Origin of the sequence: Pseudomonas sp. Irchel 3H3 (assembly GCF_900187635.1) — a bacterium.
Taxonomy (GTDB): Bacteria; Pseudomonadota; Gammaproteobacteria; order Pseudomonadales; family Pseudomonadaceae; genus Aquipseudomonas.
In genome coordinates, this window is the sequence record NZ_FYEC01000008.1 from 113625 (window position 1) to 139772 (window position 26148).

At 62.4% G+C, this 26148-nt stretch carries 29 protein-coding genes; 17 read left to right on the forward strand and 12 right to left on the reverse strand.

The features are described from left to right. Positions 1 to 20 precede the first annotated feature (20 nt). Together CKW24_RS11740 and CKW24_RS11745 are read left to right on the forward strand one after the other, a co-directional pair. On the forward strand, positions 21 to 2672 hold the full coding sequence (locus CKW24_RS11740) for a sensor histidine kinase KdpD (protein WP_095168072.1): 2652 nt from the start codon (positions 21 to 23) through the stop codon (positions 2670 to 2672). A 48-nt stretch (positions 2673 to 2720) separates the two neighbouring features. Then, entirely contained in the window at positions 2721 to 3413 is a 693-nt protein-coding gene (locus tag CKW24_RS11745) for a response regulator (protein WP_095168074.1), read from the forward strand. 22 nt (positions 3414 to 3435) lie between these two features. Here the strand turns inward: CKW24_RS11745 and CKW24_RS11750 are convergent, their stop codons facing one another. Beyond that, on the reverse strand, positions 3436 to 4473 hold the full coding sequence (locus CKW24_RS11750; protein WP_095168076.1) for a patatin-like phospholipase family protein: 1038 nt from the start codon (positions 4471 to 4473) through the stop codon (positions 3436 to 3438). 213 nt (positions 4474 to 4686) lie between these two features. Between CKW24_RS11750 and CKW24_RS11755 the strand changes: the two genes are divergently transcribed. The 3 genes from CKW24_RS11755 (at position 4687) to CKW24_RS11765 (ending at position 6824) form a co-directional block, all read left to right on the forward strand. Beyond that, complete coding sequence (locus tag CKW24_RS11755) at positions 4687 to 4965, forward strand: hypothetical protein (protein WP_095168077.1); 279 nt, start codon at positions 4687 to 4689, stop codon at positions 4963 to 4965. An 88-nt stretch (positions 4966 to 5053) separates the two neighbouring features. Then, positions 5054 to 5821 (forward strand): CHAD domain-containing protein, encoded by a 768-nt coding sequence (locus CKW24_RS11760; RefSeq protein ID WP_095168079.1) that lies wholly within the window; start codon positions 5054 to 5056, stop codon positions 5819 to 5821. 205 nt (positions 5822 to 6026) lie between these two features. Continuing rightward, positions 6027 to 6824 (forward strand): acyl-CoA thioesterase II, encoded by a 798-nt coding sequence (locus CKW24_RS11765; protein WP_095168081.1) that lies wholly within the window; start codon positions 6027 to 6029, stop codon positions 6822 to 6824. A gap of 2 nt (positions 6825 to 6826) precedes the next feature. Here the strand turns inward: CKW24_RS11765 and CKW24_RS11770 are convergent, their stop codons facing one another. The 3 genes from CKW24_RS11770 to CKW24_RS11780 form a co-directional block, all read right to left on the reverse strand. After that, positions 6827 to 7189, reverse strand: coding sequence for a terminase (locus tag CKW24_RS11770; protein ID WP_095168084.1), 363 nt, complete (start codon positions 7187 to 7189; stop codon positions 6827 to 6829). A 109-nt stretch (positions 7190 to 7298) separates the two neighbouring features. Beyond that, complete coding sequence (locus CKW24_RS11775; protein ID WP_095168263.1) at positions 7299 to 8780, reverse strand: methyl-accepting chemotaxis protein; 1482 nt, start codon at positions 8778 to 8780, stop codon at positions 7299 to 7301. Positions 8781 to 8913: 133 nt separating this feature from the next. Next, positions 8914 to 9735: a TatD family hydrolase gene (locus CKW24_RS11780; RefSeq protein WP_095168086.1), complete on the reverse strand. Its 822-nt coding sequence runs from the start codon at positions 9733 to 9735 to the stop codon at positions 8914 to 8916. Between the two features lie 233 nt (positions 9736 to 9968). Here CKW24_RS11780 and CKW24_RS11785 point away from each other — a divergent pair, with 233 nt between their 5' ends. The 3 genes from CKW24_RS11785 (at position 9969) to CKW24_RS11795 (ending at position 12484) form a co-directional block, all read left to right on the forward strand. After that, complete coding sequence (locus CKW24_RS11785; RefSeq protein ID WP_095168088.1) at positions 9969 to 11390, forward strand: transglycosylase SLT domain-containing protein; 1422 nt, start codon at positions 9969 to 9971, stop codon at positions 11388 to 11390. 105 nt (positions 11391 to 11495) lie between these two features. Then, a complete protein-coding gene (locus CKW24_RS11790; protein WP_095168090.1) occupies positions 11496 to 11930 on the forward strand; it encodes a DoxX family protein in 435 nt (144 codons plus the stop codon). Positions 11931 to 12175: 245 nt separating this feature from the next. After that, positions 12176 to 12484 carry a hypothetical protein gene (locus tag CKW24_RS11795; RefSeq protein ID WP_095168092.1) on the forward strand — a complete coding sequence of 103 codons (309 nt, stop codon included), beginning with the start codon at positions 12176 to 12178 and terminating at the stop codon, positions 12482 to 12484. Positions 12485 to 12487: 3 nt separating this feature from the next. On the opposite strand, the gene greB is transcribed toward CKW24_RS11795, so the two are convergent. From greB to CKW24_RS11810, 3 genes are read right to left on the reverse strand one after another with little or no spacing between them, the layout of a single operon-like run. Further along, positions 12488 to 12985 carry a transcription elongation factor GreB gene (greB, locus tag CKW24_RS11800; RefSeq protein ID WP_095168093.1) on the reverse strand — a complete coding sequence of 166 codons (498 nt, stop codon included), beginning with the start codon at positions 12983 to 12985 and terminating at the stop codon, positions 12488 to 12490. A gap of 34 nt (positions 12986 to 13019) precedes the next feature. Then, a complete protein-coding gene (locus CKW24_RS11805) occupies positions 13020 to 15524 on the reverse strand; it encodes an ABC transporter permease (RefSeq protein ID WP_095168094.1) in 2505 nt (834 codons plus the stop codon). Beyond that, entirely contained in the window at positions 15524 to 16207 is a 684-nt protein-coding gene (locus CKW24_RS11810; protein ID WP_095168095.1) for an ABC transporter ATP-binding protein, read from the reverse strand. The genes CKW24_RS11805 and CKW24_RS11810 overlap by 1 nt, the downstream gene beginning before the upstream one ends. 10 nt (positions 16208 to 16217) lie before the next feature. Between CKW24_RS11810 and CKW24_RS11815 the strand changes: the two genes are divergently transcribed. The 3 genes from CKW24_RS11815 to CKW24_RS11825 all read left to right on the forward strand — a co-directional run bounded on the left by CKW24_RS11815 (position 16218) and on the right by CKW24_RS11825 (position 18244). After that, entirely contained in the window at positions 16218 to 16823 is a 606-nt protein-coding gene (locus tag CKW24_RS11815; protein WP_095168096.1) for an arylesterase, read from the forward strand. A 58-nt stretch (positions 16824 to 16881) separates the two neighbouring features. Then, positions 16882 to 17175 (forward strand): hypothetical protein, encoded by a 294-nt coding sequence (locus CKW24_RS11820; RefSeq protein ID WP_027620143.1) that lies wholly within the window; start codon positions 16882 to 16884, stop codon positions 17173 to 17175. A gap of 100 nt (positions 17176 to 17275) precedes the next feature. Further along, on the forward strand, positions 17276 to 18244 hold the full coding sequence (locus tag CKW24_RS11825; RefSeq protein WP_095168097.1) for a L,D-transpeptidase family protein: 969 nt from the start codon (positions 17276 to 17278) through the stop codon (positions 18242 to 18244). Between the two features lie 122 nt (positions 18245 to 18366). Here CKW24_RS11825 and oprI read toward each other — a convergent pair whose 3' ends face one another. Beyond that, complete coding sequence (gene oprI, locus CKW24_RS11830) at positions 18367 to 18618, reverse strand: outer membrane lipoprotei OprI (protein WP_003172710.1); 252 nt, start codon at positions 18616 to 18618, stop codon at positions 18367 to 18369. Between the two features lie 634 nt (positions 18619 to 19252). On the opposite strand from oprI, the gene CKW24_RS11835 reads away from it, so the two are divergent. Then, positions 19253 to 19534, forward strand: coding sequence for a GNAT family N-acetyltransferase (locus CKW24_RS11835; protein WP_093422070.1), 282 nt, complete (start codon positions 19253 to 19255; stop codon positions 19532 to 19534). A 61-nt stretch (positions 19535 to 19595) separates the two neighbouring features. On the opposite strand, the gene CKW24_RS11840 is transcribed toward CKW24_RS11835, so the two are convergent. Together CKW24_RS11840 and CKW24_RS11845 are read right to left on the reverse strand one after the other, a co-directional pair. Continuing rightward, complete coding sequence (locus CKW24_RS11840) at positions 19596 to 20672, reverse strand: 3-deoxy-7-phosphoheptulonate synthase (RefSeq protein ID WP_095168098.1); 1077 nt, start codon at positions 20670 to 20672, stop codon at positions 19596 to 19598. Positions 20673 to 20804: 132 nt separating this feature from the next. Continuing rightward, complete coding sequence (locus tag CKW24_RS11845) at positions 20805 to 21248, reverse strand: PilZ domain-containing protein (RefSeq protein ID WP_095168099.1); 444 nt, start codon at positions 21246 to 21248, stop codon at positions 20805 to 20807. On the opposite strand from CKW24_RS11845, the gene CKW24_RS11850 reads away from it, so the two are divergent. From CKW24_RS11850 to cysB, 5 genes are all read left to right on the forward strand, one after another. Beyond that, positions 21247 to 21633 carry a thioredoxin gene (locus CKW24_RS11850; RefSeq protein WP_095168100.1) on the forward strand — a complete coding sequence of 129 codons (387 nt, stop codon included), beginning with the start codon at positions 21247 to 21249 and terminating at the stop codon, positions 21631 to 21633. The two genes, CKW24_RS11845 and CKW24_RS11850, sit on opposite strands and share 2 nt — an antisense overlap. Beyond that, entirely contained in the window at positions 21630 to 22592 is a 963-nt protein-coding gene (locus CKW24_RS11855; RefSeq protein ID WP_095168101.1) for a putative 2-dehydropantoate 2-reductase, read from the forward strand. Before CKW24_RS11850 ends, CKW24_RS11855 begins: the two co-directional genes overlap by 4 nt. Before the next feature lie 21 nt (positions 22593 to 22613). Beyond that, positions 22614 to 23519: a 5'-nucleotidase gene (locus CKW24_RS11860; protein ID WP_095168102.1), complete on the forward strand. Its 906-nt coding sequence runs from the start codon at positions 22614 to 22616 to the stop codon at positions 23517 to 23519. A gap of 94 nt (positions 23520 to 23613) precedes the next feature. Further along, the gene (locus CKW24_RS11865; protein WP_095168103.1) at positions 23614 to 24114 is read left to right on the forward strand and encodes a universal stress protein; all 501 of its coding nucleotides are present in this window, start codon (positions 23614 to 23616) and stop codon (positions 24112 to 24114) included. A 113-nt stretch (positions 24115 to 24227) separates the two neighbouring features. After that, complete coding sequence (gene cysB / locus CKW24_RS11870; protein ID WP_003183769.1) at positions 24228 to 25202, forward strand: HTH-type transcriptional regulator CysB; 975 nt, start codon at positions 24228 to 24230, stop codon at positions 25200 to 25202. Between the two features lie 5 nt (positions 25203 to 25207). On the opposite strand, the gene CKW24_RS11875 is transcribed toward cysB, so the two are convergent. Both CKW24_RS11875 and CKW24_RS11880 read right to left on the reverse strand, forming a co-directional pair. Then, entirely contained in the window at positions 25208 to 25690 is a 483-nt protein-coding gene (locus CKW24_RS11875; protein WP_095168105.1) for a GreA/GreB family elongation factor, read from the reverse strand. Positions 25691 to 25692: 2 nt separating this feature from the next. Next, positions 25693 to 26094 (reverse strand): hypothetical protein, encoded by a 402-nt coding sequence (locus CKW24_RS11880; RefSeq protein ID WP_095168107.1) that lies wholly within the window; start codon positions 26092 to 26094, stop codon positions 25693 to 25695. Positions 26095 to 26148: the final 54 nt, after the last annotated feature.

Consider the following 26148-nt stretch of genomic DNA (forward strand, 5'->3'; position numbering starts at 1 on the left):
ACCTGAATGAAGAGCCTCCCATGAGCGACTCCGGCCGCGCCGATGCACTGCTAGCCGATCTGCCCCACGATGGCCGTGGCCGGCTCAAGGTCTTTCTCGGCGCGGCGCCCGGCGTCGGCAAGACCTACGCCATGCTGCAGGCCGCTCACAGCCAGTTGCGCCAGGGCGTGAAGGTCATGGCCGGGGTGGTGGAAACCCACGGCCGCGCGGAGACCGAGGCCTTGCTCGGTGGGTTGGTGCAACAGCCGTTGCTGCGCTCGGAATACCGTGGGGTGATGCTCGAGGAAATGGACCTCGACGGCCTGCTCAAGGCCCGGCCAAAACTGGTGCTGGTGGACGAACTGGCCCACAGCAATGCCCCCGGCAGTCGCCACGCCAAACGCTGGCAGGACATCCAGGAGCTGCTGGCGGCCGGTATCGATGTCTACACCACGGTCAACGTCCAGCACCTGGAAAGCCTCAATGACCAGGTGCGCGGCATCACCGGCGTACAGGTGCGCGAGACCCTGCCCGACTGGGTGCTGCAGGAAGCCTACGAGCTGTTGCTGATCGACTTGCCGCCCCGTGAGCTGCTTGAGCGCCTGCGTGACGGCAAGGTCTATGTGCCCGAGCAGGCGCGGGCGGCGATCGATGCGTTCTTCACCCAGACCAACCTCACCGCGTTGCGCGAGCTGGCGATGCAAACCGCAGCGGCCCAGGTCGACGACGACCTCAGCCGTGGCTACCGGCAGTTGGGCCAGGCCGCACCGGCCGTGCGGGGACGCTTGTTGGTGGGGGTCGACGGCGATGCCCAGGCCGAACGCCTGGTGCGCCACGCCAGTCGAGTTGCCCAGCGCCGGCATCTGCCCTGGAGCCTGGTGCATGTGGACAACGGCAGCGTCGGCGATGAGCAGTCGCGCTTGCGCCTGCAAAGCGCCCAGCAACTGGCCGAGCGCTTGGGCGGCGAAGTGGTGTTGCTGCGTGCCGGCGAGGTGGCCAAGACCTTGATCCAGCACGCAGCCGAGCGGCGCGCCAGCCTGGTGCTGGTCGGCCAGTCCCGTGCGCGTTGGCGCCGGCGGCTGTTCGGCGGTGGCCTGGCTTCGCGCCTGTTGCGTAATGCCCGAGGCCTGGAAATCAACGTGCTGGACAGCGATGAGCAACAGCACCTGCCGCGCCAGCGTTCGCCCCAGGCTCTGGTCTGGTTCGACTACGCCCTGGCACCGCTGGCCACGCTGTTGGCCAGCGGCCTGGCGTGGGCAGTATCGAGCCTGCTGCCACTGCCGAACATCTCCTTGGTATTTCTCGCCGCGGTGCTGCTGGTGGCAGTGCGCAGTAGCCTGGGGCCGGCGCTGGTGTGCGCCGCGCTGTCGTTCCTGACCTACGATTTCCTGTTTATCCCGCCCAACTTCTCGTTTGCCATTCAGCGCGAAGAGGACGTGCTGACCTTGCTGTTTTTCCTGCTCATGGCGGCGCTCACCGGCAACCTCGCCGCGCGTCAGCGTCGGCAATTGCAGGCCCTGCGTGATACCCAGGAAGAGACGAGCGAGCTCCTCGACCTGTCGCGCAAGCTTACGGCCGCCACCGACCGTCAGGCCGTGGTCAGTGCGGCGGCGCAACACCTGGTGGGTTGGAATGATCTGCAGTTGTGCCTGCTCAATCGTGACGGCCAGGGTGGCTGGAAGGTGGAAACCGGCGGGCCGTTGCAGTTTTCTGAAGCCGAGCGTGCGGCTGCCGAGTGGGCCTGGCAGCATGACCAGCCGGCGGGGAAGGGCACCGGAACCCTGCCGTTCGGTCGTTGGTGGTGGTGGCCGTTGTCGGTCGACGACGGTCCGCTGGGCCTGCTCGGCGTGTGCCCGCGCGAAGGCGAGCCACTCAGTGGGCAACGGCGGCGCTTGCTGACGGCGCTGAGCCAGCCCCTGGCCCAAGCCCTGGCCCGCGCCCAATTGGCCGAAGACCTGGAGGCGGCGCGCCTGCACGGTGAAACCGAACAACTGCGCAGCGCCTTGCTGGCGTCGGTGTCCCACGACCTGCGCACGCCACTGACGTCCATGCGCGGCAGCATCGACAGCTTGCTGGCGCTGGGCGAGGCGATCCCGTTGGAGGATCGTCGCGAACTGCTGGAAGGCACGCGTGATGAAGCCGAGCGGTTGGACCGCTACATCCAGAATCTGCTGGACATGACCCGGCTTGGCCATGGCGCGCTGAAGCTCGCGCGCGACTGGGTGTCGCCCGCCGATATCGTTGGCAGCGCGCTCAATCGCTTGCGCGCGGTGCTGGCGCCGTTGCAGGTCAGCGTCGAGGTGCCGGCCGAGCTGCCACTGCTGTTCGTGCACGCGGCGCTGATCGAGCAGGCGCTGGTCAATGTGCTGGAAAACGCCGCACGATTTTCCCCGGCCCAAGGCCACCTGCAACTGAGTGCGGGGGCGACGGACAGCGAGCTGTATTTCTCGGTGAGTGACGAGGGCCCGGGTATCCCCGAAGAGGAGCGGGCGAAGATCTTCGACATGTTCTATACCGCTGCCCGTGGGGATCGGGGCGGGCAGGGCACGGGACTGGGCCTGGCGATCTGTCAGGGCATGGTTGGTGCCCACGGCGGGCGCATCAGCGTCGCTGATGGTCTCGACGGCCGTGGCACCTGCATCACCCTGCACCTGCCGTTGCAGGCACAACCGGGGTTGGAAAGTGAAGCCTGAGGCGGGCTGCGCTACTCTGTCGCCAGTTCTTTATGTTGAATGGAAACCATGAGCCAGACCACGACCATCCTGGTCATCGACGATGAGCCGCAGATCCGCAAGTTCCTGCGCATCAGCCTGGTCTCCCAGGGCTACAAAGTGCTCGAAGCCGGCACGGGCACCGAAGGCCTGGCCCAGGCTGCGCTGAACAAACCGGACTTGCTGGTGCTCGACCTCGGTCTGCCGGACATGGATGGCCAGCAGGTCCTGCGCGAATTTCGCGAGTGGTCGAAGGTGCCGGTGCTGGTGTTGTCGGTGCGCGCCAGCGAGGGGCAGAAAGTCGAGGCCCTGGACGGTGGCGCCAATGATTACGTGACCAAGCCGTTCGGTATCCAGGAATTCCTCGCCCGAATCCGAGCCCTCTTGCGCCAGGCGCCCGCCGGCCAGGCGCCGGAAGCAGCGCTGAGCATTGGCCCGCTGACGGTGGACCTGGCGTACCGCCGGGTCCTGCTCGACGGTGCCGAAGTGGCGCTGACCCGCAAGGAGTACGCGGTGCTGGCGCAACTGGCACGCCACGCCGGGCGGGTCATCACCCAGCAGCAACTGCTCAAGGACATCTGGGGCCCGACCCATGTCGAGGACAGTCACTACCTGCGGATCGTGGTGGGGCACTTGCGCCAGAAACTGGCGGACGACCCGACCCGACCACGGTTCATCCTGACCGAGGCGGGTGTGGGGTATCGGTTGTTGAGCGACGCTTGAACCGTGTCCGGTCAGCGGATACTCAATCGCGCTCACTCTCGTAGCGGTCCAGGGTGTCGCGGGCAATCTCGCGGCCCAGGGCGATCAGTTCCGGGGCCTTGTAGAACTCGAAGAAACGGCAGACGCGCTTTGGCACGTTGATCAGGATGTCCGGTGGATAACCGGCAATCTTGTACTGCGCCAGGGAGGTTTGCATGACCTCGAAACTCTGGTTGATCAGGTCGAGCAGGGAGGCAGGGCCGACGTTGTCGATGATGAACGAACCGGTTGCCGACTTGGGTGCCCCTTCGGTTTCGGGGGCGGCGGCGGGCTGCTGCGCTTCGGGTTCGGCACCTTCGAGCCAGGGGTTGATCTCGGCGGCTTCGCTGCGCAACGCTTCCTGCTCCAGCAGGAGCAATTGTTCGGCCTGCTTGCGGCGGAACGGCAGGTGCGAGCCGAGGGAGTTGATCAGGCTGTCGAAGCGGCTTTTGAACGCGGCGGGGCGTTGGATCACCGGCAACTGATAGTGCTTCTGGTTGGTGGAGTTGAGGTTGACCGCGATGATCAGGTCACAGTGGCTGGAGACCACGGGGACGATCGGCAGCGGGTTGAGCAAGCCACCGTCCACCAGCATGCGATTGCCCTGCATCACCGGGGTGAACAGGCTCGGAATGGCCGCCGAGGCACGCATGGCCTGGTGCAGACAACCTTCCTGAAACCAGATTTCCTGCTGGTTGGTCAGGTCGGTAGCCACGGCCGTGTAGGGAATGCGCAGCTCTTCGATATTGATCTCACCGACGATCTTGCGGATCTGCCCGAAGACTTTTTCGCCGCGTATGGCCCCCAGGCGAAAACTCACGTCTACCAGGCGCAACACATCGAGGTAATCCAGGCTTTCGATCCAGTCACGGTATTCGTTGAGTTTGCCCGCGGCGTAGATACCACCCACCACTGCTCCCATGGAGCAACCGGCGATGCAGGAGATGTCGTAGCCTCGTCGTTCAATTTCCTCGATGACCCCGATATGGGCATAGCCCCGGGCGCCACCGGAGCCGAGCACCAGCGCGACACGCTTCTTCATGTACTTGATCCTTCGCCAAACAGGTTTTAACAATGCACCCTTTCAGGGGCGTGCTTCAATCACACAGACACAAGCAGTCGTTTTTTCGACACTGGATGACGGCGCATGGGTATTCTCGCCGACGCTATAGTTTCCAGCGATGGGCCAAGGCACTTTTACCCGCGTTGACCGTCTTACCCTGCACGATTGTATTTCTACCTTGAGGTGTCATTGATGAAAGCATGGATCTGTCTGCCATTGATTGCGTTGGTCCTGGCCGGTTGCGCGGGCAAGACGGCGTACCGCGATAGTTGCGCTAGCCAACTGGATTCCGCATGGAAAGAACTGGACCTGGCCAAGGCCGAAGGATTTGCCGGCACCGTGAGTTACTCCAAGGCCCTGTCGCTGTTGACTGGGGCCAAGACCCAGCAACAGTTCGAAGCCTTCGAAGGCTGCGCCAACAAGGCCGAGAAGGCGCGCTTCTATATCCGTGAATCCCGCGCCGGTCGATAAGCCATCCATGACCTGGCGCAATACCGGCAGCCGCTATTGCGCCTAGCGTAGACTGGTGAGGATGACTGGGTTGACTGGGGAGAACGGGATGTCTGCGTTGGTGGATCGATTGGTGGCTCAAGTGTTGGGCCTGCATGTGCGTTTGTTGGCTTGCCAGGCACGCTTGAGTGCCAACACCGACCCGGAGGCATTGCATGACTTGCGCACCACCGTGCGCCGGTTACGCAGCCTGTTGCGGCCCTTGCGTGGCTTACCCGGCGTCGAGCAACTGGAAGCGTCTGCGGCGGGCGTAGGCACCTTGACCACCCCGTTGCGTGACCGCGAAGTGTTGGCGGCCTATCTACTCGACCACGGGCAAACCGCTGCGGCCGAGCGACGCATGCGGCAGATGGCCCAAGCCTACCCGGCGGTGGCCGACAGTCCCCAGTTGGCGCAGTTATTGATGGTCCTCGATGCCTTTCCACGGTTCTTGCGCGCCTCCCAGCGCCAAGGGCTGCTCAAGCGCCTGCGTGCACGCATCGAGAAGCGCCTGGCCAAGCAGTGGCATAGCCTGGACACGACCCTGCACGATCCGGCCCATGACCGTCACCGCCTGCGCTTGTTGATCAAGCGCGTGCGCTACGCCATCGAAGCCTACCCGGAGCTGGATCGTTTACCCAAGGCCGCCATGCCACGGCTCAAGGCAGCGCAGGCTGCGCTGGGCGACTGGCACGATTGCTGGCAATGGCTGGCCAGGGCCGAGCACGAATCCGATCTGTTGCCCTGCGTAGCGGTCTGGCAACAGACCATGAGCAAGGCTGAGGCGCGTGCCGATCAAGTGCTCGACAAACTCAGCGCCACCTGCTTCAAGTCCTGAATCCAGCGCCGGTGTTTTTGTAGCCGCTGCCGAAGGCTGCGTTGGGTTGCGCAGCGCCCCCCCTGCGGTATTGCCAACTCGAATGAACGTCCTGCGGCCGTTGATGGGCGGCCTATCTGTCCGGCACTTTGGCCGGAATAGGTGCTGTATAGAGCGCTTGGGCTGGTTAAGATCCTGCTGTCCTTTTCCCTGTCTTGAGGTTGCCATGCGCTTTAGCGAATTACTCGACGCCGTGCGCCGTTCCCCTGATGAACTGGTCATTCCGGCGCAATGGGCGCAGGGTCGCGCCAGTTTTGGTGGGCTGGTCGCCGCCTTGCAGTACGAAGCCATGCGCGCCAGGGTTCCGGCAGAGCGCCCGGTGCGCTCGCTGGCGATCACCTTTGTCGGCCCGGCGGAGCCCGGTGTGCCGATCCGTTTCGAAGTCGAGGTGCTGCGCGAAGGCAAGGCGGTCAGCCAGGTGCTCGGTCGAGCGGTGCAGAACGGTCAGGTGGTGACACTGGTCCAGGGCAGCTTCGGCGCCTCGCGGGCTTCCGAGGTCGAGGTGCTGGCCGCGCCAGCGCCAACGATGAAACATTGGGACGAGTGCCAGGAGCTGCCTTATATCAAGGGCGTGACGCCAGAGTTCATGCGTCACCTGGCGATGCGCTGGAGCATCGGCGGCTTGCCCTTCACCGGTAACAAGTCGCGCGACATGGGCGGCTGGGTGCGTTTGCGCGACGAAGCCAATGCCGAGACGGTGAGCGAAGCGCACATCCTGGCGCTGGTGGATGCCTGGCCCCCGGCCTTGCTGCCGCACCTGAACAAGCCAGCGGCCGGCAGTACCCTGACCTGGACCATCGAGTTCGTGCAACCATTGCTGGCCCTGAGCACCCTGGACTGGTGCAAGTACCATGTGCAGATCGAACACGCCCGTGACGGCTACGGCCATGCCGCTGCCGCCTTGTGGAGCCCCGAGGGCCAATTGATTGCCCTGAGCCGCCAGACGGTGACGATCTTCGCCTGACTTCAGCGGCGGTGACGTTCGCGCCAGGCGCGCCACCAGCCGCCGCTCAAGACATAACGCGGGAAGGTCAGGAACTGCTCGACCAGCAGCCGCGAGACGGCATCCTTGCGATCAGTAAAGGGTTCGGCCGCTTGGGCTTCCAGGCTGTGACCGTGGCGCTGCAAGCCCAACGCGGCCAGCAAGCCGATGATGCCAATGGCGATATTGGCCAGGCTCAGGCTGAACACTCCGGAGACAATCAGCAAAAAGCCCAGGATGAACAGCGGCACGGCAATCAGGTGCAGCACCAGGTTGGTCGGGTGCTGGTGATTATTCGGGTACGCCCGCCATTGCCAGGCGGGAAGGTTGGGGTGACGTTTGCCCATGAAGGTACTCCTCGATCCGTGTACAACACATGATTGAAGAATAGGTCGGGTCCTGGCACGCGGCGAATCAAGGTTGGCTATCGAGGTGATAGCAGCTGCGTGATAGTGCCTAAAGCTTGAGTTGGCCGATGGCCTGGTTCAGTTCGCCGGCCAGTTTCGCTAGCTCATCGCTGGTGGTGGCCGAGTCCAGGGTCTGTGCCACAGTGTTCTCGGTGACGTCGCGGATGCTCACCACCGCTCGATTCATCTCTTCTGCCACCTGGCTTTGCTGCTGGGCGGCGACGGCTATCTGCGTGTTGCTTTCACGCATCTGCGCCACGGCGCTGGTGATTTTGGCCAGGGCACTGCCCGCCTCCTGCGCCTGCTGCACACAGTCGTCGGCCTTGAAGGAACTCTCCTGCATGAAGTCCACGGCATCGCGAGTGCCCGCTTGCAGGGCCGAGACCATGCGCGTGATTTCATCGGTCGAGGCCTGGACCCGCTTGGCCAGGTTGCGCACTTCGTCGGCGACCACGGCAAACCCTCGGCCCATCTCACCGGCGCGGGCCGCTTCGATGGCGGCATTGAGGGCCAGCAGGTTGGTTTGCTCGGCGATGCTGTGGATCACCCCGACCACGCCGTTGATCTTCTGGCTGTCTTCGGCCAGGCGTTGGATCATCCCGGCGGTCTGCTGCACACCGGTGGACAGCCCGGCGATGGAGTGTTGCACGCGACTGACCACCTCCTGGCCGCTGCCTGCCAGGTCGTCGGCGGTTTGCGACAGGTCCCGCGTTGCGCCGGCGTGCTGGGCGATGTGGTAGACCGTGGCGGACATCTGATTGATCGCGGTGGCCGCCTGATCGGTTTCACTTTGCTGGCCGAGCATGCCCTGGCGCACGTCGCTCATGCTGTTGGCCAGGCGCGCCGCACCGACATCCAGTTGCTGCGCGGTATGGGCCACGGTATTGACCACGCGTTGGTAGCCGGCCTGCATGGCATTGAACGCACTGGCCATCTGGCCCACTTCATCGGCGCAGGACAGCGGCACACGGGCCGATAGGTCACCGGTTTTCTCGACATGCAGCATCACATCCTTGAGGGTGTTGAGCTGGCTGAGCAGAAAGCGGATCAACAATTGCGAGGCGCCGAGCATCGCCAGCATCAGGATCAACACCGCCGCTGCGTAGTTGACGAAGCGCTCGGCAAATACCTGGGTCAGGCTCGGGCCATAGGCCAGGACGGCAGTGCGTTCGCCATCGGCCCGGGACAGGACCTCGGCACCGATCAGCAGGTGGTTGCCGAACAACGGCATGGCATTGATCGAGACCCAGCCGTTGGCGTTGTTCAATTGCGGTAACGGCCGCTCGTCGAGCGTGGGAGTTTGCCCTGGCCTGAAGCTCAGCAGCGTGTCGTTAGCGGGTAGCGGTTGGGTAGCGGGCCAGGCTCGGAGCAATTGCGCTTGAGCGCCAGCCGCCTGCCGGGCAGCCTCGCTGCGCGCCTGTTGTTCCAGTTGCACGGCATACAGCACCAGCAGCAGGGTGGTCACGAAGGCGACGGCATTGACCGCCCAGAACTTGTATTTCAGCGAGATATTGCTAAGCCAGGCACCCATGGAGGTCTTCTCTGATAGCGGAAACAGCATTGGCAAGGTGCCATCATTGTGCCGCTATCGAGGAGGTCCGGTGTTGATGTGGGTCAAGTCGTAGTGGGGCAGGGCTCAGATGCTATCGCTGGCCGCCTTGCTCCTACGGATTGGCGCAAAACGCGACGCTCGGCAAGGCGAAAAACGCCCGGGCACAGGCAGTGCTGTGGGCCGCCAGGTCTTCCAGGCTCTCGCCCCGATGCAGGGCCACTTCGCGTAGTACCTCGGGCAAGTAGGCCGGTTCGTTGCGCCCGTTTTTCGGTTTTGGCCGCAGGCTGCGAGGCAGCAGATAGGGCGCATCGCTCTCGAGCATCAGGCGGCCGCGGGCAATCTCGCGCACCAGCGGGTGCAGATGGGTACCGCGGCGCTCGTCACAGATCCAGCCGGTAATGCCAATGTGCAAGTCCAGGTCGAGGTAACTGAACAGCGCCTTTTTTTCCCCGGTGAAGCAGTGCACCACGGCGGCCGGCAACTGGTCGCGGAAGTCGCGCAGGATCTCCAGCAGGCGCTGGCTGGCGTCTCGCTCATGGAGGAACACTGGCAACTGCAACTCGACCGCCAGGGCCAGGTGTTCTTCCAGGACCTTTTCCTGCTGTGGGCGCGGTGAGAAGTCGCGATTGAAATCCAGCCCGCATTCGCCGACTGCCCGCACGTTCGGCTCTTTCAGCAAACTGTGCAGGCGCCGCGCGCTGTCGGCATTCCAGTCGCTGGCCGAGTGTGGGTGAATACCGGCGGTACAGAACAGGCGCTCGCCGCTTTCATCCAGTTGCTGGCACAGTTCCAGGGCCTGTTCGCTGCCCTCCACGCTAGTGCCGGTCAGCACCAGTTGGCAGACTCCTGCGGCATAGGCGCGGTCCAGCACCGCCTGGTGTTTGTCGGCGAAACTGGGGTTGGTCAGGTTGACGCCGATATCGATGAGTTGCATGGTGCTACCCTGGGGATGCGGCCGGAAAGCATACCAGAGCTCAAGATTTATAAGAAAAGCCAAGAACTACAATGAGTTAACGCTGTCTTTTGATGCCGAAGGAGCACTTCGACTGATTTTATCAGGCTCGCAGCCCGCTCTTTCGCTCGTTGCCAGCGCTTCAGGCGCTCTGTTTCTGTCGACCTGCTGCGCCTCTTGTTGTGCGGCGGGACAGTATTCTTTCCGGAGAACGGATGACGCGACTCCCGGTTTTATTCCTGCTGTGCCTGTCGTTGCTCGTGCCTTTGCCGGCACTGGCGCGCTTGGCCGGGCCCGTGGAGGCCGTGCAGACGGGCAAGGTCCGCGACCTGGCGCAAATCCGCAGCAGTCGGGTGCTGCGGGTCCTGGTCAATCAGAGCCGCAACAGCTCCGCGCAAGTCCAGGGCCAGAACATCGGCATGGAATACCATCGCCTGCGTGCTTTCGAGCAATACCTCAATGGCCATGCCCGCGATGGCCAGGAAATTTCCCTGAAGATCATTCCCAAGGCCAAGGACCAATTGCTCGGTGCGCTGCAACGCGGCGAAGGCGACCTGGTGGCCCCAGGCGAGCTGCTTGACGCCCAGGCAGTGCGGGCGGTCAGCGCCAGCGAGCCGATTGTCAGCAACGTGCCGTTATTGCTGGTAGGGATCAAGGGTGAGCGGCGCTACACCCGGCTTGAACAGCTGTCGGGCAAAACCCTGGCGCTGCCCACCGGCAGTGCCGCCGGGGAGGCGATCAACCAGATCAACCAGAAACTCGCGCTGCACAAGTTGCCGCCGGTGAAGATCGAATGGGTAGACCCCAGCCTCGCCGTGGAGGATGTGCTGGAAATGGTCCAGGGCGGGATTTTTCACCTGACCATTGTCGAGCAACCCATTGCCGAGCGCTGGGGCAAGATCCTGCCCAAATTGCGCTTCGACCGGCAGGTGCTGATCAGCGAGCCGGGCGAAGAGTTCTGGTTCGTGCATCGTGATGCCTCGATGCTGCGGGCCAGCATTGACCGTTTTCTCACCACCTACAAAGCCCCCTCCGACCAGGATGTGGCGTTCCTGCGGATTTATCGGCGCCTGTATCAGGTACGCAACCCGCTGGCCCGCAACGACCGGCAACGCCTTGAGAAAGTGCGCACCGTGCTGCAGAAACATGCCAGCGAACAAGGCCTGGACTGGCTGAACCTGGCGGCCCTGGCGTTCAAGGAGTCGTCGCTGGAGCCTAGCGCTCGAAGCGGCAGCGGGCCGACCGGATTGATGCAGATCACGCCCTCGGCGGCGCAGCGGGTCGGGGTCAATAACATTCAGTCCCTGGACAGCAATGTGCAGGCCGGTGCGCGATACCTGGCGCTGATCCGGCGCAAGTTTTTCGCCAGCCCCAAGCTCAATGAGCGCGAGCGCATGGCGTTCATTCTCGCCGCCTACAACATCGGCCCGGAGCGGGTCCAGGGCATGCGTGCCGAGGCGCGGCGCCGTGGGCTGAACCCTAACCAGTGGTTCTTCCAGGTCGAGCGCATTGCCATGGAGCAGGTAGGGATGGGTCCTGTCAGCTATGTTAACAGTGTGAACAAGTACTACTTGGCCTATGACCGGGAGCGGGAGGCGCTGGAGGCCCCGGGGCAAAAAGTTGTCAGTCGCAAATGATCGACTAAACTGATTGTTAATCTGAGTTTTTTGCGCTTTTAACATAAGGTTTACCGATTAATATAGCGGCCAACCAACACACACACTCACTATGGATGACAGAGCATGAGCACACTGATCAACAAGGTACTTTTCACCCGCGCCGGCTACGGCCTGACGGTCTTGCGGATCTGCGTCGGCGTGATCTTCGCCGCCCACGGTGCGCAGAAACTGTTCGGTATGTTTGGCGGCTATGGCCTTGCCGGGACCGCGCAGTACATGGAAAGCCTGGGCCTGGCACCGGGGCAGTTGATGGCGATCCTGGCTGGCGGTACCGAGTTCTTCGGCGGCCTGGCGCTGATCATCGGCTTGCTGGTGCGTCCGGCCGCCCTGGGCCTGACCTTCCTCTCGCTGGTAGCGATTTTTTCGGTGCACATCAGCAACGGCCTGTTCATGGCCAACAACGGCTACGAATTTGCCCTGGCATTGCTCGGCGGTAGCATCGCGGTCTTGTTCGAAGGTGCCGGCAAGCTGTCGGTGGATCGCGCCATCGCCGGTTGAGTGCTCTGGCTCACGACTAAGGCCCGCATACGCGGGCCTTTTTGTTGCTGCGGATTCTTGACACTGTCCCGTCAGCTTCTCTAGGATGCTGCCATGCGCCGATTTAAACAGCTACTTGCGGGGCGCCAGGTGACTCATTCAGTTGCCGATAGAAGCCTGGAACAGGCTTTGAAGTACCGCTAAAGCGCTGGTTCGGTGTTGCCTCTCACCTGCCATGCAGATTTTTGAGGCTGAGACACGACAAGATGAATGCACTGCACCCCTCTGTACGCCCCGCGCCGATCACGGCTCACCTGACCCAACGCAACCCGAAAATCCTCCTGGGCGGTAATCACCAGCCGACGCTGCTGCGTTATCTGGATGGCTGGCCGCGTCGCAACGGTGGCCCGGCAGCGTTCCTGATCCAGTTTGTCGAAGACGGTGAGTCGTTGGCGCGTTTTGCCAGTGACAGCTTTGATCTGGCCGTTATCCAGTCCCCCAGCGCCGAAGAAGCGGGTGAAATGATCAGGCAACTGACCCGTGTCGCCCGCCAGGGGCTGATCGCCCGACGCTAGCCTTCAGGGGTAGTCGATGGCCGTGATGTACACGAACTGCTCGCCGTCCGGGGTTTGTACCCGTACCTCGGCATCCAGCGCTTTACCGATCAAGGCCCGCGCCAGCGGTGAGTCGATGCTGATCAGGCCTTGCTTGAGGTCCAGTTCATCCGGGCCGACGATGCGGTAGCGCGACGTTTTGCCCTGTTCATCCTCGATGGTCACCCAGGCGCCGAAGTAGACCTTGTTCGGGTCGCTGGGTTTTTCGCTGACCACCTTGAGCGCCTCCAGGCGCTTGGTGAGAAACCTTACCCGGCTGTCGATCTCGCGCAGCATTTTTTTGCCATAGGTGTATTCGGCGTTTTCCGAGCGGTCGCCCTGTGCGGCGGCTTCGCTGACGGACTGGGTCACCTGGGGGCGGCGCACGTGCCAGAGTTCGTGGAACTCGGCACGCATCCGCGCCTCGCCCTCGGGAGTGATGAGGGCGGTGCCGGCAGGACGGGGAGGGCGATAGCGGCTCATGACAATGTCTTGTGCTGGGAAAGCATCGAGTCTATCAACCCTCGCGCAGGACTGTCAGTGGGCTGGCGTTCAATGCCCGGCGCGTACCAAAGACCCCGGCACCGCCCACCAGCAATGCACCGATCACCGGCAGCAACAGCAGCCATGGGTGGGTATGCCAAGCCAGGTCGAAGGCGTAGCGGTACAACACCAGGCTCACCAGTTCGCAGCCAATGGCCGCCAGCAGGCCGCTGACCGCACCCAGCAAGCCGAACTCGATCCGCCGGGCCTTGACCAGCAGTTGCCGTTCGGCCCCCAGCGCACGCAGCAACGCCCCTTGGCGAATGCGTTCATCGAGGGTCGCCTGCAATCCGGAAAACAGCACGGCCATACCCGCCGCAAGGACGAACAACAGCACGTACTCGACCGCCAGGGTGACCTGGCCCAGGATGCTGCGTAGCTGTGCCAACAGGGCCTCGACTTGCAAGATGGTCACCGCCGGAAAGGCGCGCGACAGGTCGATGATCTGTTGGTCGTGACCGGCGGCCAGGTAGAAACTGGTCAGGTAGGTCGCGGGCAGGTCCTGCAGGGTGCCGGGCTGGAAGATCATGAAGAAGTTTGGCTGGAAGTTGTCCCAGTTGATGTCGCGCAGGCTGGTGACCCGGGCTTCGCGGTTGACCCCGCCAACGGTGAACACCATGTGGTCACCGAGCTTGAGCTTCAGGCTCTCGGCAACCTTACCCTCGACCGAGACCCCGGGGATGTCGTCGGACGGCTGGGCTGACCACCAATTGCCGGCGGTAATGCTGTTGCCCGCCGGTAGTTGCGCCGCCCAGGTCAGGCTGAGGTCGCGCTGGATCGCCCGATCACCCTGGGAGTCCTTGCTGACAATCGCCTGCACCGGCTCACCATTGATGCTTATCAGGCGTCCTGGCACCACCGGGTACAGCGGCGCGGATTGGGCGGAGAGTTCGATCAGGCGATCGGTAAATGCCTGTTTGTCGGCCGGCAGGATGTTCAGGGCGAAATAGTTTGGCGCATTTTTGGGTAGCTGGTTCTGCCAGGTGTCGAGCAACTCGCCACGCAGCAGGGCGATCAACGCCATCGACAACAGGATCAGGCCAAAAGCCAGGGACTGCCCGGCTGCCGCCAGCGGATGACGCAGCAATTGCCCCAGGCCCAGGCGCCAGGGCAGGGATGCCCGGGCCAGCAGGCGGCGCAGGCTCTTGAGCACCAGCAGCAACAAGCCGCCGAGCACCAGCGCGGCCAGTACGCCACCACCGAGCAGGGCGAAGGTCAGCACCAGGTCCAGGCTCAGGCGCCACATGATCAGGCCAAGCGCGCCCAGGGCGGCGCCATAGACCATCCAGGTGCTTGACGGGATGGGCAGCATGTCGCGTCGCAACACCCGCAGGGGTGGCACTCGGCCGAGGGCGGCGAGCGGTGGCAGGGCAAAGCCGGCCAGCGCTACCAGCCCGGTGCCGATCCCGGCAATGGCCGGTAGCAGGCCGCCGGGTGGTACGTCGGTGGGCAGCAAGTCGCCGAGCAGGGCGAACAACCCCAGTTGGGCGAACCAGCCGATGAGGGCGCCGCTGGCGCTGGCGAGCAACCCCAGCACAGTCAGTTGCAGGCTGAACAGCACCAGGGTTTCCCGACGGGATAACCCCAGGCAGCGCAACAAGGCACTGGCGTCGAAACGGCGGGTGGCAAAACGAGTCGCCGACAGCGCCACCGCAACCCCGGACAGCAGCACCGCCACCAGGCTCGCCATGTTCAGGTAGTGTTCGGCCTTGCCCAGCGCGCCACCGATCTGTCGATTGCCGTCGCGGGCATCCTGCAGGCGCTGGTTCGCCGCCAGGCCGGGCTGGAGTCGCTCGCGGTAGGTGGCCAGGGCGGTGGCGTCGCCGCGCCAGAGTTCGCGGTAGCTGACCCGGCTGCCGGGCTGCACCACGCCGGTGGCCGTCAGGTCGGCGAGGTTGATCATCACCCGCGGCGTGAGGCTGTAGAAGTTGCCGGCGCGGTCCGGCTCATAGGTCAGGACGCGGCTCAGGCGCAGGGTCTTCATGCCGACGTCGATGTTGTCGCCGATCTTCAGGTCCAGCGCGGTCAGCAGCCGTGCCTCGACCCAGGCTTCACCCGGTTGCGGGCTGCCGCCGGCTTCTTCCGGGGCAAACGGCGCGGGCGCGCTTTTCAGCTGGCCGCGCAGCGGGTAGACCCCGTCGGCGGCCTTGATGCTCGACAGCTGGATGCCCTGGTCGGTGGCGATGACACTGGAAAACTCCACCACCTGGGCGTGTTGCAGGCCCAGGTCCTTGCCGCTCTGGATCTGCTCGGGACGGGCGGGCGAGCTGCCTTCGAGCAGCAGGTCGGCACCGAGGAATTCGGTGGCGCGCAACAGCATTGCGCCATTCAGGCGCGCGCCGAAATAGCCGATGGCGGTGCTGGCGGCCACGGCCACCAGCAAGGCGAAGAACAGCACCCGCAGTTCGCCGGCGCGGGCATCGCGCAGCAATTGACGAATGGCCAGGCTGAACAGGCGCAACAGCGGCAAACGTGCCATCAAGGCTCCAGGGGGGCGACCAACAGGCCGGCTTCAAGGCGGATCAGGCGGTGACAGCGATGGGCCAGGCGCTCATCGTGGGTGACCAGCACCAGGGTGGTGCCGCTTTCCTTGTTCAGTTCGAACAGCAGGTCGCTGATGTGCTCGCCGGTATGAGTATCGAGGTTGCCGGTGGGTTCATCGGCAAACAGCACATCGGGTTCGGCGGCAAATGCCCGGGCGATCGCCACGCGCTGCTGCTCGCCACCGGAAAGCTGGCGCGGCGAATGACTCAGGCGCTTGCCCAGGCCGACTCGGCGCAGCAGTTCGGTGGCGCGTTCGCGGGCATCCTTGCGACCATCGAGTTCCAGCGGCAGCATCACGTTTTCCAGGGCGTTGAGGCTGTCCAGCAATTGGAACGACTGGAACACGAACCCCACATGCTCGGCGCGGACGCGTGCACGCTGGTCTTCATCCAGTTGGCTCAAGGCCTGGCCGGCCAGGGTGACTTCGCCGCTGCTGGGCAGGTCGAGGCCGGCGAGCAGGCCGAGCAGGGTGGACTTGCCGGAACCGGAACTGCCGACGATGGCCAGGCTGTCGCCCTTGTTCAGTTCCAGGCTGAGTTGGTGCAGGATGGTCAGTTCACCTTCCGCGCTGGGAACCACTTTGCTAAGGTTCCGCGCAGTGAGAATGTTTGCGCCCATGGAGAGTCCGATGCGTGTGTGGTTTTTGAGTGCTGGCCTGGCCTTGATGTGCATGGCCCAGAACGCAGCGGCGGGTACTGTCCTGATCGTTGGCGATAGTATCAGCGCGGCTTTCGGCCTGGATACCCGGCAGGGGTGGGTATCGCTGCTGGAGCAGCGGCTCAAGGACGAAGGTTTCACCGCTACGGTGGTCAACGCGTCCATCAGTGGCGACACCAGTGCAGGTGGCCAGGCGCGGCTGCCAGCGCTGCTTGCAGCCCATAAGCCGGCGCTGGTGGTGCTGGAGCTGGGGGGCAATGACGGCCTGCGCGGACAGCTGCCCACGCAATTGCAACAAAATCTTGCCTCGATGATCGACCAGTCCCGGGGCAGTGGCGCCAAGGTGCTGTTGCTGGGCATGCAGTTGCCGCCTAATTATGGTGTGCGCTATACCCAGGCCTTTGCCCAGGTCTACAGCAATCTGGCGACGGAAAAAAAGGTCGCGCTGGTGCCGTTTTTTCTCGAGGGAATTGGCGGCAAGCCCGAGCTGATGCAGGCCGATGGCATTCACCCGGCCGGCGCGGCACAGGGCAAGTTGCTGGAAAATGTCTGGCCAACGCTAAAACCCCTGCTTTGATGCTTTTCTAGTGGCAGGCTTTCGGCTAATGTGGCGCCCCCCTGATCTGGAGCCCCCGATGCCGCGTCCTGCCTGGTCCCTGTTTGCCTACCAACTGATCGAGCCTGACGAGCAGTTGGATCTGTTCGCCTGCCAGGAAGTCCGGGTGCATCTGGTGACGCGTCAACTGGAGTTGGGCGGCTCGGCCGACCGTACCCTGTGCGGTACGTTGCTGCCGGCGCAACCGCGCTGGTCCAGCGTCGATCGCCGGGTATTCCAGGACCAGCGTCTGTGCTCGTTGTGCCGAGCAATCCTGGAGTCGCAGAAGCGCGGTACTTCGCCGATCTGGCCGGAGTTGCGTTTCGAGTTGTAACCTGCGGCGCGGCGACCGTCGCCCGGTTCCCCGAATCCGCAGACTGCGGTGTACAATCGCGGTTTTACCCCCTCTGTCGATCATGCAAAGGATTTTCCGGATGTTGTCGCGCTTTCCTGCCGTCGCCCGCTGCCTGTCTCTTGCCGCCCTGTGCGTGGCCGGTCCCGTTGCAGCGTTGGAGCTGCCCTTGCCGCCGCCGGGCGAAGATATCGTCGGCCAGGTGCAAGTGATCAAGGCCAAGTACGAAGATACCTTCGCCGACCTGGGCACCACCTATGACCTGGGTTATTCGGAAATGGTCGCGGCCAACCCGGGTGTCGATCCCTGGCTGCCGGGCGCGGGCACCGAGATCATCCTGCCAACGCGATTCATCCTGCCCCCGGGCCCGCGTGAAGGCATCGTGATCAACCTGGCCGAGTACCGCCTGTACTACTTCCCGAAAGGCCGCAACGTGGTCTACACCTTCCCCCTGGGGATCGGTCGGGAAGGCTGGGGTTCGCCGATTGCCCACACCAGCATCGTCGCCAAGACCCCCAACCCGACCTGGACCCCTCCCGCGTCGATCAAGGCTGAGCACGCCGCCGATGGCGACCCGTTGCCGAATGTCGTGCCGGCCGGTCCGGACAACCCGCTGGGACCTTTCAAGTTCACCCTGGGCACGCCGGGTTACCTGATCCATGGTTCGAACAAGAAGTTCGGCATCGGCATGCGCACCAGCCACGGCTGCTTCCGCATGTTCAACAACAACGTGCTGGAGATGGCCAGCATGGTGCCGGTGGGTACCTCGGTGCGCATCCTCAACGACCCGTACAAGTTCGGCATGAGCGGCGGCAAGGTCTATCTGGAGGCGCATACGCCAATCGATGACAAGGGCAACCCGTCGGTGGTCGACAAGCACACCGCAGTGATCAACGCCATGCTCAAGCGTGAGGACATCACCAGCAACATGCGCATGAACTGGGACGTGGTGCGTGACGTGGTCGCGGCCGAAGATGGCCTGCCGGTGGAAATCGCCGTGCCGGGCACGGGTACCCCGCTGGTGTCGAGCACGCCGCTAGAACTGCAGTAAGCGCTCCACAAGACCCGCCGGGACGTCAGCCCCGGCGGGTTTTTTATGGCCGGCAGAAACTGCGGGCAATAAAAAAGCCGACCCAAAAAATGGGTCGGCTTGATAACAATCCCGAAGGACTATTACTTGCGGCTAGCTTTTTCCAGCATGCGCAGAGCACGCTCGTTAGCTTCGTCAGCAGTCTGTTGTGCTTTTTGAGCAGCAGCCAGAGCTTCATCAGCTTTACGGTAAGCTTCGTCTGCACGAGCTTGGGAGCGAGCTGCTGCGTCTTCAGTAGCAGTCAGACGTGCTTCGGTTTCTTTCGATACGCTGCTGCAACCGGTAGCCAGAACTGCGGCCAGAGCCAGAGCAGAGAATTTCAGAACGTTGTTCATCGTGTTCCCCTTCAAGGACTTTCTATTAATTAGCTGTCACCCCAGAGTGAGGAAACAGCCGGCGTACATACTACCCATTACTTTTAGTAAGTAAACTGACGTAGAGCAAGAAGCAAAAAAAATTGTAGGCGCTGATTCTTTTTCGAGCAACTTTTAATCGCGCTGTATAAAAAGTATGCAACCGCGAAGCCCGTCCTGAGCGCGCTGCTTGAAAGCCAGTGGCACCCTGATGGCTGTTTCGCAGTATCGCCTAAAGTCCCTTTATATAGATTCGTCTACACTTATGTTGAGGAATTGTGCGTCGTTTCACGTCACTTTTGCATGTAGGCAGTGACTTTAACTACTGGCGCACGTCTTAAGTCTCAATATCCGGCAATGTTCAGGTGATCGGCCGCTCCAGAGCGTCGGTCGAACCGCCTCGACGTGACCCGTGCCGAACCCACGCCCGCGACATCGAGACGAGCGCGCCTTGAGCATTTGTGCCTTTGGTGCCTACTATTTGATACGTGCCAGGTTGCGTGGGATCAGGACGGGTTTTTCTCGGTGTCCGACAGGCACGGGGTGGCGTAGAGGTTCCTTCGCCGGAAAAACATCGGTAAGGTAGGGGTCAGTCAAAGACCCGCGAGGAGTAGTGATGAGCGAGGCGTTGTCCATCCACCATGACCAGGCTGGTCATCAATTCGAGACCAATGTGGACGGTCATCGTGCCTACCTGACCTATATGGACCTGGGTAAGCAGACCCTGGATATCTATCGCACGTTCGTACCCAACGCGCTGCGTGGCCGTGGTATTGCCGCCGCGTTGACCGAGCAGGCGCTCGAGTACGCGGAGCAGATGGGTTACACCGTCATCCCCTCGTGCTCCTACGTGGAGCGCTACATGGAACGTCATCAGCGGCATGCCGCCAAGCTCTGATCAGGGTTACCAATAAAAACGCCGGGCTAAGCCCGGCGTTTTTGTGTGCGCTGAATGCGGGTCAGGTGCGCTCGCGTTTAGGCAGCACATCCTTGAGCTTGGCATGCATGCTGCGCAAGGTGGTTTCGGTCGCAGACCAGTCGATGCAGGCGTCGGTGATCGACACGCCGTATTGCAGGTCGGCCAGGTCTTTGGGAATCGCCTGGCAACCCCAGTTCAAATGGCTTTCGACCATCAGGCCGATGATCGACTGGTTGCCTTCCAGAATCTGGTTGGCGACGTTCTCCATCACCAGCGGTTGCAGGGCCGGATCCTTGTTGGAGTTGGCGTGGCTGCAGTCGACCATGATGTTTGGCTTGATTTTGGCCTTGTTCAGCGCCTGCTCGCACAACGCCACACTGACCGAATCGTAGTTCGGCTTGCCGTTGCCACCGCGCAGGACCACGTGACCGTAGGCATTGCCCTTGGTGGTGACGATCGATACGCCACCTTCCTGGTTGATCCCCAGGAAGCGGTGTGGGCTGGAAACCGACTGCAGGGCGTTGATGGCAACGGTCAGGCCGCCGTCGGTGCCATTCTTGAAGCCAACCGCCGAGGACAGGCCGGAAGCCATTTCCCGGTGGGTCTGGGATTCGGTGGTGCGCGCGCCGATTGCCGACCAACTGATCAGGTCCTGCAGGTACTGCGGGGAGATCGGGTCAAGTGCTTCGGTCGCGGTCGGCAGGCCCATCTCGGCCAGGTCCAGCAGCAACTGGCGACCAATGTGCAGGCCATCCTGGATCTTGAAGGAGTCGTCCAGGTACGGATCGTTGATCAGGCCTTTCCAGCCGACGGTGGTACGTGGCTTCTCGAAATAGACCCGCATGACCAGATACAGGGTGTCGGACATTTCTGCGGCGAGGACCTTGAGGCGCTCGGCGTATTCGTGTGCGGCCTTGAGGTCGTGGATCGAGCAGGGCCCGATTACGACGAACAGGCGGTGGTCGGTGCCATCCAGGATATTGCGAATCACTTCGCGGCCCTTGGTCACGGTCTGCAGGGCAGCGGCGCTCAGGGGGATATCACGCTTGAGCTGGTCAGGAGTGATCAGCGTCTCGTTGGAGGCGACGTTTAGGTCATTGATCGGTAAATCAGCCATCGTGTTACTCGTCAGGTCACGGGTGCCGGCCGCCAGCGATCCCCGCGCGGCGGAGCACAGCATGATTTAAGCGCAGCGGGGAGCCGAACCTTAGCGCGTTAGGCGGTGGCTCGACAATGGGCAGACGCGGGTTTAATCCAGCGCTGGCGTGGCAAAAGCCTGGCGAACAGTCTCGTGGGAGTACTCGCCGGCATGTTGATCGACCCATTGCAGGGCCAGTGCCTGGACGCCTTGTGGTTCGCGCTGCTGGTCTTGCTGGCGGCAATAACGTTCGATCTGGCAGACCTGCTCGCCCATTCGCGCTTTGAACAGGGTCTGTTCGTCGATGAAGGCGATGCCCACCAGATAACCACGCTTGCGCCGAAGGCACCAGGCCACGTAGCCCAGGTAGCAGACATGTTCGCTGAGGGTCGGCATGCGTACTTCCAGTGCCGTACCCTTGCGCCAGGCGCGGTGGTAATTGCAAGCCACGCCGCCGAGACTGATAGTGTGCAGCTCTTGCCGAGAAATACACTGGTGCTTGCGCAACGTTAACTCGACGGGCACATCGTCAGGATGAGGAATAAAACGCCCCATGAACGCGGACTCCAAGTGTCGGTCATTCGACAGTGTTTCCCCCAGTATAGTGGTCGAATGCGAGCTGACCGATTTCGACGCCGACCAACGGCTGTTGGCGATGAGTGGTGTCTCGCTGGTGATTTTCACCAGTGTCGGCTGCTCCAGTTGCCGTTGGGCGCGAGTCCAGTTACCCGCCCTCGGCCTCGCGGTCGATCGGCTGTGCTGGATCGACGCCGGCAACAACGGCGGAGCCGTGGCGCGTTATCAGGTCTTTCATTTGCCGGCGCTGTTTGTGGTGCGCGACGGTGAGTTTTTTGGCGCAGTCCAGGCGCGCCTCACCCGCACTGAACTGAACGCGGCGGTGGGGCTGGCGCTGAGTCGGGAACCAGAGGAATTGCCATGACAGCAACAGCAGGACAATCGCCGAGAATCGGCATTATCGGCACCGGGGCGATTGGTGGATTTTACGGCGTGATGTTGGCGCGGGCCGGATTTGACGTGCATTTTCTATTGCGCAGCGAATTTTGCGCGGTGGCCGAGCGTGGCCTGCAAGTGCACAGCGCGCCGTTCGGCGCTCTGACCTTGAACCCGGTCCAGGCCTACAACACCGCTGAAGACATGCCCCCTTGCGATTGGTTGCTGGTGGGTGCCAAGACCACCAGCAACAGCGAGCTGGCGCCGGCGATCATCCAGGCTGCGGCGGCGGGCGCCAAGGTCCTGCTGCTGCAGAACGGCCTGGATGTCGAGGACAGCTTGCGCGAGCTGTTGCCCGACTCGCTGCACCTGCTCGGTGGCCTGTGTTTCATCTGTGTGCACCGCGCAGGCCCAGGCATCATCGAACACCAGGCGCTGGGCGCCGTGCATGTGGGTTATCACAGTGGCCCGGTGATGGCCGATGCGGCGGCACGCCAGCAGATCGTCGAGCAAGGCGCTGGGCTGTTTCGTACCGCTGGTCTCGATTCCCAGGCCATGGCCAATCTTCAGCAGGCGCGTTGGCAAAAACTGGTCTGGAATGTTCCTTACAACGGTTTGTCGGTGCTGCTCGGGGCGAGTACCAGCCCCTTGATGGCCGATCAATACAGTCGCGAACTGATCCAGGCGCTGATGGCGGAAGTGGTGCAGGGCGCACAAGCCTGTGGGCACAGCATGCCAGCGGGTTATGCCGAGCATCTGTTCAAGGTCACCGAAAAAATGCCCGACTACTGGCCGAGCATGTATCACGACTTCCTGCAGCAGCGGCCGCTGGAGTTGGCTGCGATCTACGCCCAGCCCTTGGCTTCGGCCCGGGCAGCGGGTTGCCCGATGCCGAAGATCGAAGCCCTTTATCAGGCCCTGTGTTTTATTGATGGGCGTAATCGCTGAAGTTTCAGTCCGGGGGGACACATGGCAAAAGGCATCGACGACAAACTGGTCCTGGCGATTTCCTCGCGAGCGCTGTTCGACCTCAGCGACAGCCATAAGGTGTACCTGGCCAGTGGCGTCGAGGCGTACCGGCAGTACCAGATCGAACATGAAGACGAGATCCTCGAGCCGGGCGATGCCTTCCCCCTGGTGCAGAAACTGTTGAACCTCAATGCGCACTTGGGCAAGGCTCGGGTCGAAGTGGTGCTGGTATCGCGCAACAGCGCTGACACCGGGTTACGGGTGTTCAACTCGATCCACCATTACGGCCTGGCAATTTCCCGGGCGGCGTTTGTCGGTGGCCGCAGTCCCTATCCGTACCTCAAGGCATTTGGCTGCGACCTGTTTCTCTCCACTCACGCTGAAGATGTGCGCAGCGCACTGGACGCCGGCTTTGCCGCCGCGACCATTCTGTCGGGAGGTGCCAGCCGTGCGGCCAGCGAAGAGTTGCGCATCGCCTTCGATGGCGATGCGGTGCTGTTTTCCGATGAGTCGGAGCGGGTCTATCAGGCCGGCGGTCTTGAAGCGTTCCAGGCCAGTGAGCGGCAGGCCGCGCGTGAGCCGCTGCGCGGCGGTCCGTTCAAGGGCTTCCTGGCCGCACTCAATGCCTTGCAGCGCGAGTTCCCTGAAGACCAATGCCCGATCCGCACCGCCTTGGTCACGGCACGTTCGGCGCCGGCCCATGAGCGGGTGATTCGCACGCTGCGCGAGTGGGATATCCGCCTCGACGAATCACTGTTTCTCGGGGGGCTGACCAAGTCGGCATTTCTTGAGGCGTTTGCCGCCGATGTGTTTTTCGACGACCAGGCCGGCCACTGTGAACTGGCTCGCGAGGTCGTGGCCACCGGGCATGTGCCCCACGGCATCAGCAACGAACTGAAGGTTTAGGTCGCCCGTTCAGCACCTTGCACGGCACGTCGAACTGCGCGCAGCACTGCTAAGCTGAAGCAATCTCCGCCATTCAGGCACTCGAGGAGGTCACATGATTCGTTCGATGCTGTATGCCACTGACCTCGGCCTTTACGCTCCTTTTGTGATGCAACACGCACTGGCATTGGCCCGAACGTTCAAGGCCGAGCTGTATGTAGTGCACGCGGTTGAACCGATGGGGTTGTTCGCTGAATCGGTGTTGCAGAGCTACCTCGACGAACAGGCGCTGAACGAGTTTCACAGCCAGGGCCTGAGTACGGTAATGGCCAATATCGAACAGCGGGTGCTCGACAGTTTTCGCGAGGAGTTGGGGGAGGGGCAGCAGGACCTGGAGCTGATTCAGTCGGTCAGGGTGTTCCAGGGCGATCCGTCCCAGGTGATTCTCGAACAGGCTCAGAAACTCTCGGTGGATTTGTTGATCCTAGGGAGTCACAGCCATGGCAGCGGTGGGGAAACCCCTTTGGGGCGCACAGCCGCACGGGTGTTGCAGTTGTCGCAAGTGCCGGTTTACCTGGTGCCCCTGTCACAGCGCCGGCGGCACGGGGATATTTGAGGCGAGAATGCTGGCCTTTTGATGAAAAAGTTCTAGATTTATTCTTCAAACCATTAATATAGTTATATACCGTCGCTGATGCCCGTGGCGTCTATCTGCTTTGAGGGATTCATATGAAGCTTCAACAATTGCGCTACATCTGGGAAGTGGCGCACCACGACCTCAACGTTTCGGCTACTGCCCAAAGCCTGTATACCTCGCAGCCGGGCATCAGCAAGCAGATCCGCCTGCTGGAGGACGAGTTGGGCGTCGAGGTTTTTGCACGCAGCGGCAAACACCTGACCCGCGTCACTCCGGCCGGTGAGCGCATCATCACCACCGCCGGCGAAATCCTGCGCAAGGTCGAGAGCATCAAGCAGATCGCCCAGGAGTTCTCCAACGAGAAGAAAGGCACCCTGTCGATTGCCACCACACACACCCAGGCACGTTATGCATTGCCGCCGGTGATCAGCAATTTCATCAAGCAATACCCCGACGTTGCCCTGCACATGCACCAGGGGTCGCCGATGCAGATCGCCGAAATGGCCGCCGATGGCACCGTGGATTTTGCCATTGCCACCGAGGCCCTGGAGTTGTTCGGCGACCTGGTAATGATGCCGTGCTACCGCTGGAACCGTTGTGTGGTAGTGCCCCAGGGTCACCCGCTGACCAAGCTGCCGAAGCTGACCCTCGAAGCCCTGGCCGAATACCCGATCGTGACCTACGTCTTCGGTTTTACCGGCCGTTCGAAGCTCGACGAAGCCTTCAGCCACCGCGGCTTGACGCCGAAAGTGGTGTTCACCGCCGCTGACGCCGACGTGATCAAGACCTATGTGCGCCTCGGCCTGGGCGTCGGGATCGTAGCCAAGATGGCGGTCGATACCAAGCTCGATAATGACCTGGTAGTACTCGATGCCAGCGAGCTGTTCGAGTCCAGCGTGACCAAGATCGGTTTCCGTCGCGGTACTTTCCTGCGGGGCTTCATGTGCGACTTCATCGAGAAGTTCGCCCCACACCTGACCCGCGAAGTCATGGCCAAGGCCATCCAGTGCCACAACAAGCAGGAACTCGAAGAACTGTTCGACGGCGTTGAACTACCGGTTCACTGAGTCCCTCAGACGACCTCGGTGACAGTGAACTGTTGCCGAGTGCCCGCCACCACGATCTCCACCTCATCGCCCTCCAATTTGCCCAAGAGGCTGTTGCCCAGTGGCGAGCGCGGGGTGATGACGGTAATCAACTGTCCCACCAGATAGACCTTCAATCCCGCCGCATCCGGCGCCAGGAACAGCCATTGCTGGCGCCCCTGGTCGTCTTCCAGGCCCAGCAGGCTGCCGATCTGGATGCCCCGCTGCGCGTCATACGCAGCCACGGGCATGTTCTGGCACCGCGTCAGCGCCTGGCGAATTTCCTCGACGCGCTTGGCCTGGCCGGCCGCCAGGTAAGAGGCTTCGAGCCCCAGGGTGTCGTACTTGTTCTCGGCGATGTTTTCTTCGTGGGTTGCGGTTTCGTAGGCGGTTTGCGCCGCTCGCTGGGCGACGTCGAAATCGACCGCCAGCTTTTCCAGAAGCAACTGGTGTACGTTCTGTTTATTCATGATCAATTGCAGAACTGCAGCACGTTGCTGCGGCTTTTGTCGCTGGGGATAGTGCGGTCTTGTTGCAACCAGAACTGGCAGGTGGGGTTGGTCTGATTGCGCGGGTCATTGCGCGCTTGCTCCAGGACTTCCTGCCGCGCCTGTTGGTTGAGGATGGACTTGTACTGCTCAAACATCTGGTTGTCCGCTGCTGGTTGTGCCGCCACCGGCGCGGCTTGGGTGGCCGGGCGCACCACGTCCGCCAGCGGCGCCAACTGTGTAGCAGGCAAAAGCCTGGACAGCAGCCAGGCGGTCAGGGCAATGGCGACGAACCCCAGCCACAGGCCCAGGGCGATGCAGCCGATCAATTGCAGCGGGTTGAGAGTGATCGACACTGTGCGGCGAGCGGATGGACGGTACGGCATCGTTGCCTCCTGGCGGGGGAAATGGGCAAGCGTGGATTGTCGCATGAAGATTAA